Here is a 15,222-nt window from a genome sequence, read left to right on the forward strand (position 1 = left end):
GTGATGGAACGGACCAGTGCAATGACGAGATCAACATCTCTCGTCAAAACCTCCGCTCCAACTCGCCTGATCAACCGAGTCTGTCGCCATTGGCGAAATATGTTCCCTGTCAGTTTTGACAATCAGAACGGCGAAATAGCGTTGGGTCTCGGGCACTGCTCGATGAGGGTTAACAACGTCGGACTGCGCGTGGATCTCCAGGCGGAGAACGCCGAAAACCTCAGCCGACTTGAAGGGGTAGTAGCGATCCACCTTCAACGTATGGCTGGCAACGAAGAGCTCTGTTTCAACTGGGAGCGTCAACCGTGACCGAAGCTGCATGTGCCCCGATTGCGCTCAAAAGGAAACTGCCATGAAATCGTTCGACTACAACATAAATGCAGCACGCATTGTCTTTGGTGAGGGCCGCACTGCCGAGATCGCCGCGGAGATGTCCCGACTCAAGACCAGTCGCGCCTTGGTGATCACTACTGAAGCCCAGAAAGTTGATGGCGAAGAGATCCGAAGCGTGCTTGGCCCGATGGGCGCTGCGCTATTCTCGGGCGCCGTCATGCACACGCCGGTGGAGGTCACCGAGCAGGCCATGTCCGTGCTGCTGGCAAATGACTGCGATTGCCTGGTGGCCCTCGGCGGAGGCTCCACCATTGGCTTGGCCAAGGCTCTGGCGGTACGGACTGGTCTTCCGCAAATCGCCATCCCTACCACCTATGCCGGCTCCGAAGTGACGCCGGTGCTGGGGGAAACCGAGAACGGTGTAAAGACTACCCGCAAGGCAGACGTGATCCTGCCCAAGGTAGTCATTTACGACGTTCTGCAAACGCTCTCCCTGCCGCCGCTGGTTTCCGCCAGCAGTGCCCTGAACGCCGTTGCCCACGCGGCCGAGGCGCTCTATTCGCAAGACGCCAACCCCATCGTCACGCTGATGGCTGAGGAAGGTATCGCCGCGCTGGTGAACAACCTGGACACCATCCTGGCCGATCCACAGAACCTCTATGCCCGCTCCCAGGCCCAGTACGGCGCCTGGCTGTGCGGCACTTGCCTCGGCACTGTGGGAATGGCCCTGCACCACAAGCTCTGCCACGTGCTCGGTGGCACGTTCAATTTGCCTCACGCAGAAACCCACTCCATCGTCCTGCCGTACTCGCTGGCCTACAACGCCGAGGCGGCGCCCGAGGCCATGCATATTCTCAGCCGCGCCCTAGGTGTCACCGACAAGCCATGGATTGCCCTCCACGCCCTGCTTCGCCGCTTGGGTCTGCCTACCTCCCTGAGCGCCATCGGCATGCCTGAGGACGGTATCGAGCGTGCAGTCGAACTGTCCCTCCAGGCGCGTTACTGGAACCCCAGGCCACTGGAGGCGGAGCCGTTGCGCCGACTGTTCCAAGCCGCCCTCATGGGCGACACACCGAGCGCTTTCTAGGAGGGGACCATGCGCAACTTCGACGAACACAACATCACCGAAGCGGTGCTACAACGGGTCGCTGGTGCCGACGCTCCTCGCGTGCGGCAGATCAGCTCCGCTCTGGTTCGCCACCTGCACAACTTCGTACGCGAGATCGAGCCAACCCAGCAGGAGTGGGAGCACGCCATCGATTTCCTGACTCGCACCGGGCAGATGTGCAGCGATACCCGACAGGAGTTCATCCTGCTCTCGGATGCGTTGGGCGTATCGATGCTGGTCGATGCCATCAACCACCGCTTCCCCGGCGATGCCACCGAGACCACGGTCCTTGGACCGTTTTTCGTCAAGGCAGCACCAGAGCTGCCTTTGGGGGCGGTGATCAGCCGGCCGGAAGACGGGCCGGCGCTCCTGATCGAAGGCAGCGTCCGCGCACTGGACGGCACGCCTCTGGTTGGGGCCAGCGTCGACATCTGGCATGCCGATGCCGATGGCTACTACGACGTACAGCGTGATGCCGGCGAACTGAGTTCACGGGTGCGGGTACGCACTGATGAGCAAGGTCGCTTCTGGGTGCTCGGTGCGGTTCCTGCTGCCTACCCGATCCCCAACGATGGCCCCGTCGGACAGATGCTCGAAGCCCAGGGACGTCATCCCTATAGGCCAGCCCATGTGCATTTCATGATCGCCGCGCCAGGGTACGAGACCCTGGTGACCCACCTCTTCCTGGCGGACAGCGACTATCTAGATTCGGACGTGGTATTCGGCGTGAAGGACTCACTGATCGAGCCGCTGGTGGAGACCCATCCTGGGACCACGTCGTACGGTGCGAAAGTCGAACAGTCAGTTCCGACGCTGCGCAGAAACTTCGTGCTCGCCTCGTCGGAAAACTGAATGCCTTGCAGCGCAACCCGGCGGCCGTCTGTCCCGGCCGGGGACTTTTAACAGGGCTCCGGCCCTGTTTTTTTTGTCTCAAGGCTGATCCGACGCGGATGCCTGTGCCGCAGATGCCCCCATCGTCTCGGTCGCTCTGCGCCCAACCTCGAACCCAACCATCTTCGCCCTTGAGCAGTAAAGTTTGATGCTAGGAAGTCGGGTACCGGTCGTATGCAGGAGCAGTGCAACGCTCCATGACCTGGGCCTGCAGCCCGACGGGGCAAATACCCTTGTCGATCACCTAGCGGGAACAGACGGTACGGCTGCGTAGCACCGAATACCTGGACAACTCGGGCCAGTAGCACTTCGGTACCAGCGCGCATGCCCAACGGCTCGGAACCAGCCAGTATTCCAATCGTCTCAGCAGCTCGTGCAGGAACCTGGCGTACCCCCCGTAGCCTGAACGGTGCACCGACAGGTTGCGTGCACCATGGGAGATGCCGGTCTGCATGACTGGACCCTTCGCGTCCGGGATAACCGACAGTCCTGGAGCATCTGGAATTAAAGGCTGGCTGCACGACAGGCAGCTGTGCCCGCTGGTCGCGAATCCACGTATGGACGAGACTGGTGCTTAGCCCGTGGCTCAAGGCCACGCCGACGACAGCGGCTCCGGGGTGCGTGCGCTTGTCGACGACCTGGATGCTGAAGGATTTGAAGGCAGGAACGGCGCTGGCCGGAAACGGGAGATCCCCGGAAATGGACTAACATGCCGTCCCCCAAAAACAGGTGGACACGATGCCATTGCCTGACGGGAGGAGGTGTGTTGGCTGGACGCTTGCGACCAAAGGTAGCAGAATCTCTTTCATCTGCATTGACGAAGGCCGGAGTAGCCTGCAGGCTTGGTTTAAGGAAACGCACAGCCCGAGCACCAGTGCAGGTGAGGCGACATCGTAACAACTATAATAATCTTCCGTTATGCGTGACAGTTATGCTTAGATCCAATGAAATTCAAACACGAGTTCTTGTCAGCAATTCTCCCTCTGGGAAATTGCGACCCTTTGTTGATAGCATTGACATCCAAGCATCCAGTCACGGCGCACCGTGGGATGACGCGCTAGCTGTTGAGCAAGTTTCGCTCAACCCTGCTGAAATGGAACACTGCTATATCAGTCGCACGACCATTGTTCAGCCTCTTTCCTCTTGCCATACCAATGTTACACGACTCGGTGATATCGGCCATTCCGATAAAGACTTGACCAAGGATGTGATCCACATTGATCCATCCGGCTCGTTAACAGGTGCCCGCTGGAGCGAAGCACTAGACGTCCTGTTTCTGATGCCTTCGGAATCGATGTTCGAGCGCGTCCTCAGAGAGATGCGCAACCCTCCATCCAAAATCGAATTAACACGCAGCAGCTTTGTGCAGGACCGGCAGATTCAACAAATAGGGCTCGCCATTCTTGCCGAATGCAAAAGCGGCTTCCCGACCGGACGGCTTTTTGGCGAATCATTGGCGATGGCGCTGACGGCTAGATTGATCAACCACTATTCAACTTCTCAGCTTAATCTGCCTACCAGCAACCATGGGCTACCCACATGGCGACTGCGTCGAGTGACCGATTACATTGAGGAAAATATCGGCGCCGAGTTAGGACTTGAAAACTTGGCTGCGGTAGCGGAGTTCAGCGAATACCATTTCAGCAGGATGTTCAAACTTCGCACCGGACTAACGCCACATGGTTACGTAACAGAGCGTCGTATCGCGCGCGCAAAGGAACTGCTCACCCGCAGCCAGATGTCAATCAAAGAAATCAGTGCACTTTTGGGATTCGGCGATCAGGCCCACATGACGACAGTTTTCAAGCGGTGCACGGGAACCACCCCTAAAAAGTTTCGTGAGCAAGCGCAATACCCTTAAAACTCTAACTCTTGCGCCATCAAGTTACAAATAAAAATAACCAGACAGTAAAAGCAAGTCACCCAACCGCATTCATTACAACCAATGACGCTCTGAAATAGCCATGCATTACCGGATGGCTCCGCTGCTCCCATTTTTAAGGCGAAGAGCCGCGCGGCCTGCAAATCGCCAAGCGGCACAGGATACGGAATGTCCGGCAGCCCATAGCGGGCCAAGATCTCGGGCTTGAGGTGAATCTCGGAGAGGTTGTGCATGGTGGTGATTCCCTTCAGAAATGACTTCCCGCGTGACGGCCGCAGCCACGGAGCCGAAGACTGGAATCATGGCCAGTCATCTTTCCTATTCAGATCATCGGCAGCTCGGGCACAATCCCCGCCCCGCTCCCTCCCACAGCATCAAGTACCGCATGAAACTGCTCAATACCTACGACGACCGCGACGAAGCCGAAGAGGCTGCCGAGAAGCTGACAGGCGACAAGCGCCTGGCCAGCGAGCGCGACGCCACCGTGGTGATCTACAACCTGTTTGGGATCCCGAGCTGGGGTAATTTCCACCGTCTGGGTATGTACAACCTGGGCGAGCTGAAAACCCTGTTGGATCGCCGAGCCACCTGGCAATCTGCCGACCAGGTTCGGCATGCAGAGATCATCGCCACGCTGAAGACCGGGGCGAAGAACTATGGCATCGAGGTGCCGGAGCACTGGCTGTGACTGCCCGAGCAAAGCCCTTAACGAGAGCTCCGCTCGGACAGCCCCGGATCACCCCTTCGCCTTGAAGATATCGACCTTGGTCTCCAGGCAGCGGCGCAGAGTCAGGTCATTCGCGCCGATGCCGAACCAGCTGTCCGGCTTCTGGAAGAAGTCGAGACCACGGCCGATCTTGATCACCCAGCCGTTGTCGATGCGGATCTCGCGGTCATGCAGGTTCTCGTTGATCCTGACCTCCAGTGCGATATCCATCTCCAGCAGGCTCTGCTTGAGCTCTTCCAGGCGTTCCGCAACGTCCTTGAGGTCGGTGTCCTGGTCATAGCTGGTCGTCAGCTTGATGGCCTTGACCGTGGGTGACTTGATCACCGCCTCGCAGAAGCGCACGAAGTTGTGGATCTGGTGATTGGCTCGAATATATGGATCTTCGATTTCCACGGTCTTCGCTCCCTTCAAGTAGGGAAGCACTATCGATTCGTAGCTGTAGCCGGTATCACCGTAGTGGATGGTGTAATGCTGCTCTTGAAGCTCTGCTTCGCCGCCAGAGGCCACGACTGCAAGTGGCTGCTCAACCGTGGCGAGAGCTGCCCCAACCGGCTGATCGGAGGACACAGGCGCAGCACGCCCCTCCTCCCCTGCGCCGGCGTGAATGCTCTTGCGGGTCGGCTCCTGAGTGGCCGACGCATTGCGCGACTCAGGGCAGTAGACCACCACCTCGTTGCCTGAAGCATCGAGGTAGGACAAATTGATCCGCGCATACTCGTCATCGGTCTTGCGCTTGTTCATCTGCTCCTTGACGCGGCGGCGGCCTTCGACCGCGTAGGCCACGTACTCAGCAAACTCCTGATCGGTCGGCGGGCCATTGGGGTGCAGGATCTTCAGGAAGGCACAAACGGTCTTCTTGATCCCCTTCTCGTCACGACCCTCAACCGCCCTCCCCAGCTTGATGCGCTTGCTGACCTCCTCGTAACGGTTGGTCTGCTTCAACTGGTAGTGGAAGGCTTCAGCCAGGTAGTCGGTGATGAAACCGTAGTGACTGGTCAGGAACTCGCTGCTGTTCTTCGGCATTTCCCAGCCCGGCAGGTAGCAGGCGAAACGATCCTGGACCGCCAGGTCGAACTCCTTGGGCAGCGGCTGGAACAGGTCATGGACTTCCGAGTTGACGACCTGCTCGACCGAAAGATCCAGGTTACCCACGAAGGCCATGGATGCATCGGCAATGACTTCCACCCCTCGGGAGAAACGCCCGTTGGCCATGAAGTCCTTCATGATCTGGATGGTGTCCTGATCCTTGACCTTGATCCCGCCCACCTCATCGAACGCCACCGTGTCCCAGTAACCTACCAGGCCGATCTTGTGGCGCTGGTTGTTGTAGAACAGGGTCGCCTTGGTGGCCTGGCCACCGCTAATCAGCGTCGAGTAGGGCGAGAACTCGCTGAAGAAGTAGGACTTGCCGGTGCCACGCGGCCCCAGCTCGATAAAGTTGTAGTTGGGCTCGATCAGCGGAGCCAGACGAGCGATGAAGTGCAACTTCACCCGCGGCGACAGCTTGCTCGGCTCCAGGCCTACCGAGCGCAGCACCACATCCAGCCACTCGTCCCGAGTGAACTGCTCCCGCCCTTCACAGTAACGCGTGAAGTCGAAGCGGCTCATCTGGATCGGGCGCAGATCCTCAACGTAGAAGGCGTAGTCGTCGTCTTCGATCTCGTTGAAGGCCAGGGTCACCTCGGCCCACAGACCGCCTTGCAACAGACGGTCGTGATCGCGGTAGTACTTCTCGCTGATCGCCACCTTGCGCGAGTCGAAGTTCTCCAGCGCAGCCCAGTGGCGGCGATCCTTCTCGACGTAATTGACGTGCACCTTGTCGATGAAGCGATGCTTGCCCTTGGTAGCCACCTTCGACTGGGCTGCGTTTGCCTCGTTGGGCCGCACATAGTTCTCGTTAAGCGTGTCGAGCACTGCCTCCAGACCAGCCTGGATCTCAGCGTCGTCATCACTGGCACAGAAGCGCGCCAGGAGGAACTCCAGTACGAAGGTCGGCACGTTGGTGCCCTTCTTGATCCGATGCAACAGATCCTTGCGCACTACCTTGCCGTCGAACGTCGACGTGAGCTTCTGATCCAGGGTATCCATGGCTTACACCGCGTAGTCCGTTTCCAGCTCGATCTGGCTGTAAATGGCGTTGGTCTTCGGGTTCAGTGCCTTCACCTTGAATTTGCCTTCGAACTCCATCTGCATTTTCAGAGTGACTTGCACCTTGTCCCCGGCCTTGAGCGTCAGCGTACCGGTTGCCGGGTTGACCACGCCACCGGCCTTGGCCTCACCCACCACCTCGCCCTTGCTGTTGTGAGCCTCCAGCAGGATCTCGAAATCGCTCTCGGTCGAGAACATGTCTGCTGCCTCGACAGCCACATCGATCACCGGCACCCGCGTGGTGATGCGCTTGGCGCCGTTCTTGTAAGAGATACTGATCGCCGCCTTGTTGAGGCTCGGCTGCTCCTGGGCTTTCAGCTGCATGGTGATGACCGGTACCACGCATTCTTGCAGTGAAGCACCACCGTGGTAGTACAGCAGGCCACTGCGATAGGCGGCGAGCGTTTGCGGCCCAGCAAACTTGGCGAAGTCACCACGGATACCCAGCTTGTCGCTACTCATCACCAAGTGATTGGCGTCTGCGCTGCCATCACCCAGAGCGCAGCGGTCATGCACGACCAGCCAGTTGCCGGTCGGCTTGCTGCACACGTCCCCTGCCCCCGCATGGTTGTTCATGAAGAACCCATGGTCAGTGGCAATCACGACTTCATGGAAGCCACGCTGGGTCAGCTTATGCACGGCCACGCGGATGCGCTTGAGCGCGTTGGTGATTTCCGCAGGCGCGGTGTCCGGATGGTTCTCGAAGTGGCTATCGATCTCCACTGCACGCAGCACCAGCAGATCGATGTCGGCACCAAAATCAACCCGATCCCGCACGAAATCTTCCAGCCTGCTTTCGGCAAACCGCTGGCCATACCGCTTCCTGAACACTTCCATGCGCTGCGCCACGGTGTTGACCACCTGATCGCCCAGCATGGGCTGAATGCTCTGCTCAGCATTGCGCAGGAACAGCTGCTGGCCAGCTCCCGGCAACAGGCTGGCCATGCCGACTGGAGTCACACTGGGCAGCTGCACCAAAGCGGTCTTCAGCTCGACAACCCCATCCCCTGCCAGCTGCCTTTCCAAGGCTACGCCCAGCTCATAGCGCAAGGCATCGATCATCAGGTAGGCGATCTTGCGGCCGTTCTGTTGCAGCTTGGGCGCGACCATTCGGTCGAATACATCCGCGTTGGCGAGATAGCCCGGCAGCGGCCAACCACTGCTCTGCAAGTGACGGGTAAAGACCAGCTGTACCTTCTCGGCCAACTTGCCGTACTGCTTGCGGGCCTGCTGCTTGACGGGCGTCATCACGCCATCGGCATCCTGCCACTCGAAGTCACTGACAGCCTGCTCGAACTCGCGATGCAGACGATCCACCTCGCGCAGCGAGCCCACGTAGAACTCCAGCAAGGTTTCCAGGTTGCGGGTGTGATCACCCAACTGACGATCCAGGTCTTCACAGCTCTGCATCAGCTCCAGAGCCGAGCGCAACAGATCCCACTGGCCATGGCTCTCACCCTTACCCGTCCACACCGAACGCTGGTGCTGCTCCAGAATCCGCCGCACCTGGTCAGTGTCGTCGCTCAGGATCGCAGCGATGGCGCGATTGAGGAAGGTACGCTCCTCGAAAGGGAAGGTATCCCGCTGGCCTAGATCGACCAGTTGAGCGCAGTGCTCGACCAGTCCCAGCTCGGTTTCGATTTCCTCGGCTCTGTCGATATACAGGCCCTGGGTGCGGCGATCATTGCGCAGATCATCGCAGAGCCCTTCGATCACCGGCTTGGCGATGCTGTCCGCCCGCGGAATGTCGACCAATGCCGCGGGCAACTGCTCGGGCAGATCGAAGACGAACTCGCTGAACAGCACGAAACGCCACAGCTCGTTGGCAATCGACGACCAGGTCTTGCCTTTGGTCTTCAGCGACAGACCAATGCTGCTCTTCAGCAGATCGCGAGCTTCGCCTACCCAGGTATCACTGTCCTTGAGTGCAGTCTCTTGCTGGGCACTCGGCGCCAGCAGGGAGAACAGAATGTCTCGGCTGGACTCCGCCTTGAGCAATGAACGTAGGTTCGGCCAACCCAGGCCGCCACCGACAGCATCGATCACCGCAAAACTCGGGTTGGAGTCATCCTCGAAGATCTGCCGGATGGCTATGGTCTGATCGGGTTTGGCCTTCAGACACAGGCTGAGGAAACTGTCGCTGTCGCCAGCGGGGAAAACCTCACCGCAGGCGCCATAGGCTGCGAAAGGATCAGACTGCTTGGCCTCCTCGGTCAGTGGCTGAGCGACCGGAACATAGACCAGCAGCTTGTCCAGCAGCCCTTTGCCCAGTGCGACTAGCGCCTTGCTCGCCTGCTCGCGGCTGAGGATGCTGCTCTCGGAGGCGTCTACCACCTCGCAGCGCTCATCAGCCAACGCCAGGCAGGTTTCCCTATAGCGCCGCTCCGGGTCGTAAACGACCAACACGCCGCGCTTCGACAGCCGCGGCGCGAGGATTTCCTGTTGGATGAAGGTCTGAATACTCATCAAACAACAGCCTCTTCAACAGCATTGAGCACCGACCAGAGGCCGGATACATCGGGAGATTCCCCCTCAGCCATCTGCTTCATTGCAGCCTCAACCAGCAGGGCTCGGTTATGCAAGAATGCGGTGAAGTCTCCGTTCAACCGCTTTACGAACTCGTCACCGCTGACAGCGCCATAATGCGCCCTGGCCAGATCGTCATAGTCGATCAGGTGAGTTTTGAGACGCTGGCGCACGGTGTCTTCGCCAGCCCAATCCACACGATCCTTCAGATAGTCGAGAGGATCCTTGCGCCCAATGCTTCGATTGGTTTTCCAGGTGATCAGCGCACAGTTGAGCGCCAGATAGCTTGGGATATTGGCCTCAGCCAGCAACGCATCAGGGAAGACGTGGTGGTACTCCCGCCCCTGCAAGCTCTCGTACGAGGCCGGCTTGTGGTCGGCGAAGTCGACTGCCCCGAGGTAGGTCGTCACCGCCATGATGGCTCGCGCCTCGATACCAGTCCCCTTCGGCCAACCTGCACTCATCAGCTCATCTATGGTCGCCAGCGGATGCTGGGAGCGATCCAGAACAGGCACCGCTGCAAGATCTTCATCCGTAAAGTCCTTCTTTTGCAGGAGCAGCTTCAACGCCTTGAAGTCGGCAAAGGCCCGCGATGCAGCTGAATTCTCGTAACGGTCACTGAAGAAGGACGACCACAGATAACGGCGCAGCAGTTTCTCCGCATTGCCCAGGAAGTCTCCATGCTCCGGGATCAGTGCATAGCTGGCTGCCAATACGGCCAGCACGGCGTTGGTAGGCAACCGTGCAGAGTCGTAGATGCCCTGGCTCGCCAACAACGCCGCCATGCGCTCCAAGCCACGCTCAAGCGTCGACCAGTTGTCCAGCATGAGCGGCTTGGACATTTCCACCATGCCGCGCGTACTGGGGATTTTCTCCTGAAGCAGCGCCGACGTGGACAGGATCAGGTCGCCCAGCTCACTGTAACGGCTGACGTGCGGGCACTTATCATTCAGTGCAACCTGAAGCTCATGCAGCGAGCGGCCCGCGACGTTCTCGACCTCCGCAACGATGATGTCGTACAGCGAAAGCGGCTTGCTGTTGGTATTCATGTTGATGAACACCTGTAGAGCCACTTCCTTGGACGTGTCGGCTGGTAACGAGAGATAAGGCAGGTTGAAGTGCGTTACCCGCTCGCGCAGGGTGTTGAGCTCGTTCTTGAACTGCTCGCGCAATGCGTTGTAGCTCTCCATCTTGTCCCAGGCATCGGGATCGCCCTTGCTCGGCCGCAAGTGGTTGGTCGCGCTGGCCAGCCAGGCATCGATTTCGCCCACCAAGTCGCCAGGACGCAGCAGGGAAATGGGTACGAACCCGCGCTCGAAACTACTCCGGGGCTCATCCGCCCAACGGGGCATGCGCAGGCCATTCTTGTTGATCCAGCGGGGAATGCAGCAGACCTCCACCTCATCGCCCGGCTCATCGTAGTAACGGTCGAACTGCGGCAGATAGACGAAGTAGGTTTCCCACTTGTAGTTGTTGTGCATCGAGCGCCAGAAAGCTGTCAGACGCTGCTGACCATCAAGCAGGTGCTGGTTAACACGCCCTGCTGCCGGAGGCTCCGCGGTAGAGATGTAGCGTGACTCGAACTTCTCGAGATCACCCACCTCGAGCGCCAGGGTCACGCCCACGGGCAGGTTGTTGATGATGGTATTGAGAAACCCGGTCACCCTATTGCGATCCCAAGCCTCGAAACGCTGGAAACGCGGCAGCTTTACCTGCCCCTGCTGGATGCTCTGGAACCAGACGCCCAGTGTTCTGTCCTGGGCTTTGCTGGATTGCTGCATGATGCTCATTCGGTGCTCCCTGCTTTCTTGCGACCACGGGTTTTCTTCGGGGTGGGTTCAGGCTCGACGTACAGATGCTCCAACCCGTGAGCGATGGCCAGCGACTTGTCGGTGACGCACTTGTCGCGAACCCGCTGCGGCCAGTAGTTCATCGCCAGGTGTGCCCAGTCGTAGTCGCCCTTTTCCAGCTTGGCCCAGGTGTCTTTCAGCACCTTCTGCCAGGGCTTGAGGCGGAACAGCTTCCAGAGCGGGGCCGCAGTGATCTGCACACCGTCGTCGTGGTTGGGGCGGTAGTTGGGGGCGATTTCCAGCAGGCTGTCGCGCAGGTCGGCCAGCTCGTGCTCCAGGCTGGCCAGGGCCTCTAGACGCTTTTCGTCCTGCTTGCTGCGGCCGGCGCCCTTGTCGCGCAGGGTTTGCAGCTCCTTGCGCACATCCTCCAGCTTTGGATCAACGAAGTCGTTGACGGCGGTGAACAGAGTCTGGTCGCTCAGGCTGGGGTAGTAGAGCCACAGCGTGTAGCTACCGGAAGCAGTCGCCAGCGGCCAGTAGATCGGTGCCTTGCGGCGACTCTTGGAGTAGCGCTTGAGGTGGAAGGCGAAGAAGTCTTTTTGCAGCCAACGGCGCACGTCCTCAACCACCGGCGCATCAACGGTTTCCAGCACCTGTTCGACCAGGCGGGCCAGGTCGTGGGTATGGCCCTGGTCGTCCACCAGGATGCCGGCATGCTGATGGAAAGGCGTGGCGCCATCCGGCAACATACCGGGGCTTTTGGCCGGCAGCGGATCGAAGGGCTCCGGCTCGGGCGGTGCAACACGCTCACCGGTGGCCAGGCGCCAGTCGAAGCGACCAAAGGCGACACCGACTGCCCAGGACAGCAGCGCGTCGCTGCTCGGTGCATCATCCACCACCTCGTCTTCGTCACCCTCATCCTCATCGTTGGGCTCATCGGCAGCAGCTTCGGCGCCAGCTCCACCTAACGCTGCGGCACGATCGGACTCGGAAAAGCCGTAGAGGTCAAAGGCGATATCATCAATCTCCGCCTGGATTCGCGAAAGCTCCGCTTCGATGGCAGGTGGGTCGTAATCGCCCAGACGGGCGCGCAGCACAGCAGGCAGCGCGAAGGCATGCGAGACTTCTTCGATGGTGTCGAGTGCGCGCTTGAGCGACCAAGCGCGACGGGCCAGGGCGGCAAGCGTCTCTTGTTGGTCGGCGTTAAAGTCGGGAACAGGAGTCTTCTGGATAACACCGACTTCGTATGAGCCGAACGCCATCTGCAACGATACCAACAAGCCAAAGGCTTGACTGTTCACCAGGGCAAGAAGCGCCAGCAAGGCATCGGGCGCGTCGTCGGCGACGAACGCGGCCGGACCTTTGTCGGCAAATATGCAGCCCTGGGGCATGGCACGCAGACTGAGGCCGCCTTGCGTTCGCCGCGGCCAGGTGAGGCCGGAGCGGAAATAGCAATGCGGATTGTGTAGCTCGGCCTTCCAATGGGGGCTCCAGCCCCTGCTTTCTCGATAGTCGCTTACAAATGTCTTAGCCTCGCGCCCATCGTCTTCCCAACGAATCGTGAGTGGGATATCTGCGTAGAAGGGTGAGTAATACCCTCCCTTTGCAAAAGATGGATATCGGCCTTCACTAGGTGATATCTCCCAGTTCAGGCGAAGAAATCGCCCGTCGTCTTTCGTTGAGGCCCCAATCGCAGCGATTCTGCTCTGTGTTTGTAGAGGTGGTTGATACGCAAAGGTCTGCCTAACGGCTTCCGAAACCCAATACGCAAACGGAGCTCCGGGCACTCCCCGAAACGATTCAGGCGCCACCTGAAACACCCGTGCATCACTTTCCCCCGAACGCAAGGCCGTGCAACTAGCCAGCAGATTGGTGGCTTTTTCTTTATCCGCCAGTAGGCGCAAGAAAGTGGTCATGCTTGCTTCTCCAACACATAGGCGGCGGCTTCCACCATCGCGTCGTCCATCACGCCATAACCCAGGTCAGCCATCACCTCGGGGCGGCCGATGCCCAGCACCACGTCCTCGCGCCATTTCTGGAAGCTGGACAGGAAGAAACAGGTGCGCGAAGTAATCGCTCCCAGCCGCCCGCCGATGCGCAGCAGTTCCAACCCACGCTCCACCATGATGGCCAGCAAATCGTTCTTGCTGCGCGGGTAGGCCTTGACCAGCCGATCCTTGGTGTTGGCCGCCAACGCACCGAACGGCGGGTTCATCACCACCACATCGAAGACTTCACGGCAAAGGTCGATCAGCCGTAGCCCCTCCAAGGCATCCTGAGCAAACAATTGCCCCTGGTAGGTCGATTTCGCCGCCTGGGCAAACTCGACCAGCGCCGTACTCAGGCGAGCTTCAGCCTGCTCCCAACTTTCCTGCTCCTCCGCAGCAAACAGGCCAGTGCCGGTGCCGACATAGACCTGGCGAATCAGGCTGGGCAGTTCACGCTCGACTTGCAACAGCACACCCAGCTCCGGCAACCCCCTGAGCAGTTGCAGGGTCTTCTCGAACAGCTCGGCATCGCGCTTGTCGAGGCTGGCGGCGAACTGCTGACGCAGCTCACGCTCGGCTGGCGGAGCCACCGCAGCCACCACATGGCCACGCCCCACATCCGGGCGCTCCTGGGCCTTGACCCCCGCATCGTGCCAGGCGCGCTGCGCCCGCAGCCACAGCGCCAAGGAGGCGATCTGCGCGGCGCGCGGGTCGATGTCCACGCCGTAGATGTTGTGCTCGACAATCAGCCGTGGCGCATCGCGCAGGTAGGCCTCGCAGTCGGCATAGGTGTGGCTGAGCGGCAGCAGGCCGGCATTCGGCTGGGTGGACACATCCAGCGAACCAGGGCCATGGGCCTGCTCCCAGTCCCAGGCTTCCTGATAGAGCTGCAAGAACAGGTCGAAGGCGTACAGGCCAAAGTGCATCGACCCGCAGGCCGGATCGAGCAGCTTAAGGGTGCGCGGGTCGCGCAGGCGGGCGCTGGCCTGCGGCTGCTCGTCCGGCTTGGCCAGCAGGTACTGACAACGCTCGCGCAACTCGGTTTGCCCGCCCGTGGCGTTGAACCACAGGCGCCCCAGGGTGTTGTCGACCAGGAACTCCACCACATAGCGCGGGGTGAAGAACTGGTTGCGCACCGCCAGTTCGCGGCTGTTGCGCGGCGCCTGGCTGGCATCGCGCATGGCTTTGCGCTCTTCCTTGGAGTTGAAGTACTGGTAGATCCAGCCGATGGTTTCGTCCTCGGCCCACAGCGGCTGGATTTCGTGGTGGTTCAGCGCCTCCAGCACGGCCAGCAAGGCCGGCTCGCGGGGGAACAGACGACCCTGGGCAGCATGGCGGTCGAACAGCGCCGGCAGGTCGATGGCGAACTCATCGAACAGGCTGAACAGGAAGGTGCGGTAAGCCTCGCCGGTTTCGCCCAGGGCACTGCCGGCGACCATCTTGTACAGCTCGAAGGCCTGGGACTGCTGCCCCTGGCTGACCACCGCCGCCACCAGCAGGCCGCGTGCTTCCATCATCAGCAGGGCGGCCAGGCGGTTGAGCACGGTGAAGGCCTGCTCGCGGATGATGCGGTCGATGGCGGCGATGCGATGGGCCTTGTCGTCCTCATCCACGGCCAGGTAGTGCGCGAGAGTGTCGCGCAGCAGCTGGGCGGTCTGCCGATCTCGGTCGCTCAGGTGGGTCACCCGCTCCAGGCTGGCCACCTCGCCACTGTTGGGGTCGATGCCGTAGGTCTGCTGCAACTGGATGCTGAACTCGTCACTGAGCAGCCTGCGACAATCACTGACCAGCTTTTGCAGGCGGTTGCGGGTGCTTTGATCGAAAGCCAC

11 protein-coding genes are annotated in these 15,222 nt (G+C 60.1%); 5 read left to right on the forward strand and 6 right to left on the reverse strand.

Annotation, left to right across the window (positions count from 1 at the left end):
- Positions 1–21 precede the first annotated feature (21 nt).
- The 4 genes from LMJ29_RS13055 to LMJ29_RS13070 all read left to right on the forward strand — a co-directional run bounded on the left by LMJ29_RS13055 (position 22) and on the right by LMJ29_RS13070 (position 4,193).
- Positions 22–309 carry a DUF2218 domain-containing protein gene (locus LMJ29_RS13055; protein WP_229605954.1) on the forward strand — a complete coding sequence of 96 codons (288 nt, stop codon included), beginning with the start codon at positions 22–24 and terminating at the stop codon, positions 307–309.
- A gap of 43 nt (positions 310–352) precedes the next feature.
- Positions 353–1,420 carry a maleylacetate reductase gene (locus LMJ29_RS13060; RefSeq protein WP_229605955.1) on the forward strand — a complete coding sequence of 356 codons (1,068 nt, stop codon included), beginning with the start codon at positions 353–355 and terminating at the stop codon, positions 1,418–1,420.
- 9 nt (positions 1,421–1,429) lie between these two features.
- Positions 1,430–2,293, forward strand: a complete 864-nt coding sequence (locus LMJ29_RS13065) for a dioxygenase family protein (protein WP_229605956.1) — start codon at positions 1,430–1,432, stop codon at positions 2,291–2,293.
- A 970-nt stretch (positions 2,294–3,263) separates the two neighbouring features.
- A complete protein-coding gene (locus LMJ29_RS13070) occupies positions 3,264–4,193 on the forward strand; it encodes a helix-turn-helix domain-containing protein (RefSeq protein WP_229605957.1) in 930 nt (309 codons plus the stop codon).
- Here the strand turns inward: LMJ29_RS13070 and LMJ29_RS13075 are convergent.
- A complete protein-coding gene (locus LMJ29_RS13075; protein WP_229605958.1) occupies positions 4,190–4,447 on the reverse strand; it encodes a hypothetical protein in 258 nt (85 codons plus the stop codon). The two genes, LMJ29_RS13070 and LMJ29_RS13075, sit on opposite strands and share 4 nt — an antisense overlap.
- A 152-nt stretch (positions 4,448–4,599) precedes the next feature.
- Here LMJ29_RS13075 and LMJ29_RS13080 point away from each other — a divergent pair, with 152 nt between their 5' ends.
- Positions 4,600–4,902 (forward strand): hypothetical protein, encoded by a 303-nt coding sequence (locus tag LMJ29_RS13080; protein ID WP_229605959.1) that lies wholly within the window; start codon positions 4,600–4,602, stop codon positions 4,900–4,902.
- Between the two features lie 48 nt (positions 4,903–4,950).
- Here the strand turns inward: LMJ29_RS13080 and brxL are convergent, their stop codons facing one another.
- Genes brxL through LMJ29_RS13105 form a run of 5 tightly spaced genes read right to left on the reverse strand, consistent with a single transcriptional unit; the run spans position 4,951 to position 15,222 of the window.
- The gene (gene brxL, locus LMJ29_RS13085) at positions 4,951–7,029 is read right to left on the reverse strand and encodes a BREX system Lon protease-like protein BrxL (RefSeq protein ID WP_229605960.1); all 2,079 of its coding nucleotides are present in this window, start codon (positions 7,027–7,029) and stop codon (positions 4,951–4,953) included.
- Between the two features lie 3 nt (positions 7,030–7,032).
- The gene (locus tag LMJ29_RS13090) at positions 7,033–9,555 is read right to left on the reverse strand and encodes a PglZ domain-containing protein (protein WP_229605961.1); all 2,523 of its coding nucleotides are present in this window, start codon (positions 9,553–9,555) and stop codon (positions 7,033–7,035) included.
- Positions 9,555–11,405, reverse strand: coding sequence for a DUF262 domain-containing protein (locus tag LMJ29_RS13095; protein WP_229605962.1), 1,851 nt, complete (start codon positions 11,403–11,405; stop codon positions 9,555–9,557). Before LMJ29_RS13095 ends, LMJ29_RS13090 begins: the two co-directional genes overlap by 1 nt.
- The gene (locus LMJ29_RS13100; protein ID WP_229605963.1) at positions 11,402–13,321 is read right to left on the reverse strand and encodes a BREX-1 system adenine-specific DNA-methyltransferase PglX; all 1,920 of its coding nucleotides are present in this window, start codon (positions 13,319–13,321) and stop codon (positions 11,402–11,404) included. Before LMJ29_RS13100 ends, LMJ29_RS13095 begins: the two co-directional genes overlap by 4 nt.
- Complete coding sequence (locus LMJ29_RS13105) at positions 13,318–15,222, reverse strand: BREX-1 system adenine-specific DNA-methyltransferase PglX (protein WP_229605964.1); 1,905 nt, start codon at positions 15,220–15,222, stop codon at positions 13,318–13,320. The genes LMJ29_RS13100 and LMJ29_RS13105 overlap by 4 nt, the downstream gene beginning before the upstream one ends.

The organism is Pseudomonas oryzagri (assembly GCF_020831405.1).
Lineage (GTDB): Bacteria > Pseudomonadota > Gammaproteobacteria > Pseudomonadales > Pseudomonadaceae > Geopseudomonas > Geopseudomonas oryzagri.

Excerpts from the sequence above, each read along its gene's own strand:
- LMJ29_RS13055 (WP_229605954.1), top strand. The coding sequence starts at position 22 with ATGACGAGATCAACATCTCTCGTCAAAACCTCCGCTCCAACTCGCCTG.
- LMJ29_RS13060 (WP_229605955.1), top strand. The coding sequence starts at position 353 with ATGAAATCGTTCGACTACAACATAAATGCAGCACGCATTGTCTTTGGT.
- LMJ29_RS13065 (WP_229605956.1), top strand. The coding sequence starts at position 1,430 with ATGCGCAACTTCGACGAACACAACATCACCGAAGCGGTGCTACAACGG.
- LMJ29_RS13070 (WP_229605957.1), top strand. The coding sequence starts at position 3,264 with ATGCTTAGATCCAATGAAATTCAAACACGAGTTCTTGTCAGCAATTCT.
- LMJ29_RS13075 (WP_229605958.1), bottom strand. The coding sequence starts at position 4,447 with ATGCACAACCTCTCCGAGATTCACCTCAAGCCCGAGATCTTGGCCCGC.
- LMJ29_RS13080 (WP_229605959.1), top strand. The coding sequence starts at position 4,600 with ATGAAACTGCTCAATACCTACGACGACCGCGACGAAGCCGAAGAGGCT.
- brxL (WP_229605960.1), bottom strand. The coding sequence starts at position 7,029 with ATGGATACCCTGGATCAGAAGCTCACGTCGACGTTCGACGGCAAGGTA.
- LMJ29_RS13090 (WP_229605961.1), bottom strand. The coding sequence starts at position 9,555 with ATGAGTATTCAGACCTTCATCCAACAGGAAATCCTCGCGCCGCGGCTG.
- LMJ29_RS13095 (WP_229605962.1), bottom strand. The coding sequence starts at position 11,405 with ATGAGCATCATGCAGCAATCCAGCAAAGCCCAGGACAGAACACTGGGC.
- LMJ29_RS13100 (WP_229605963.1), bottom strand. The coding sequence starts at position 13,321 with ATGACCACTTTCTTGCGCCTACTGGCGGATAAAGAAAAAGCCACCAAT.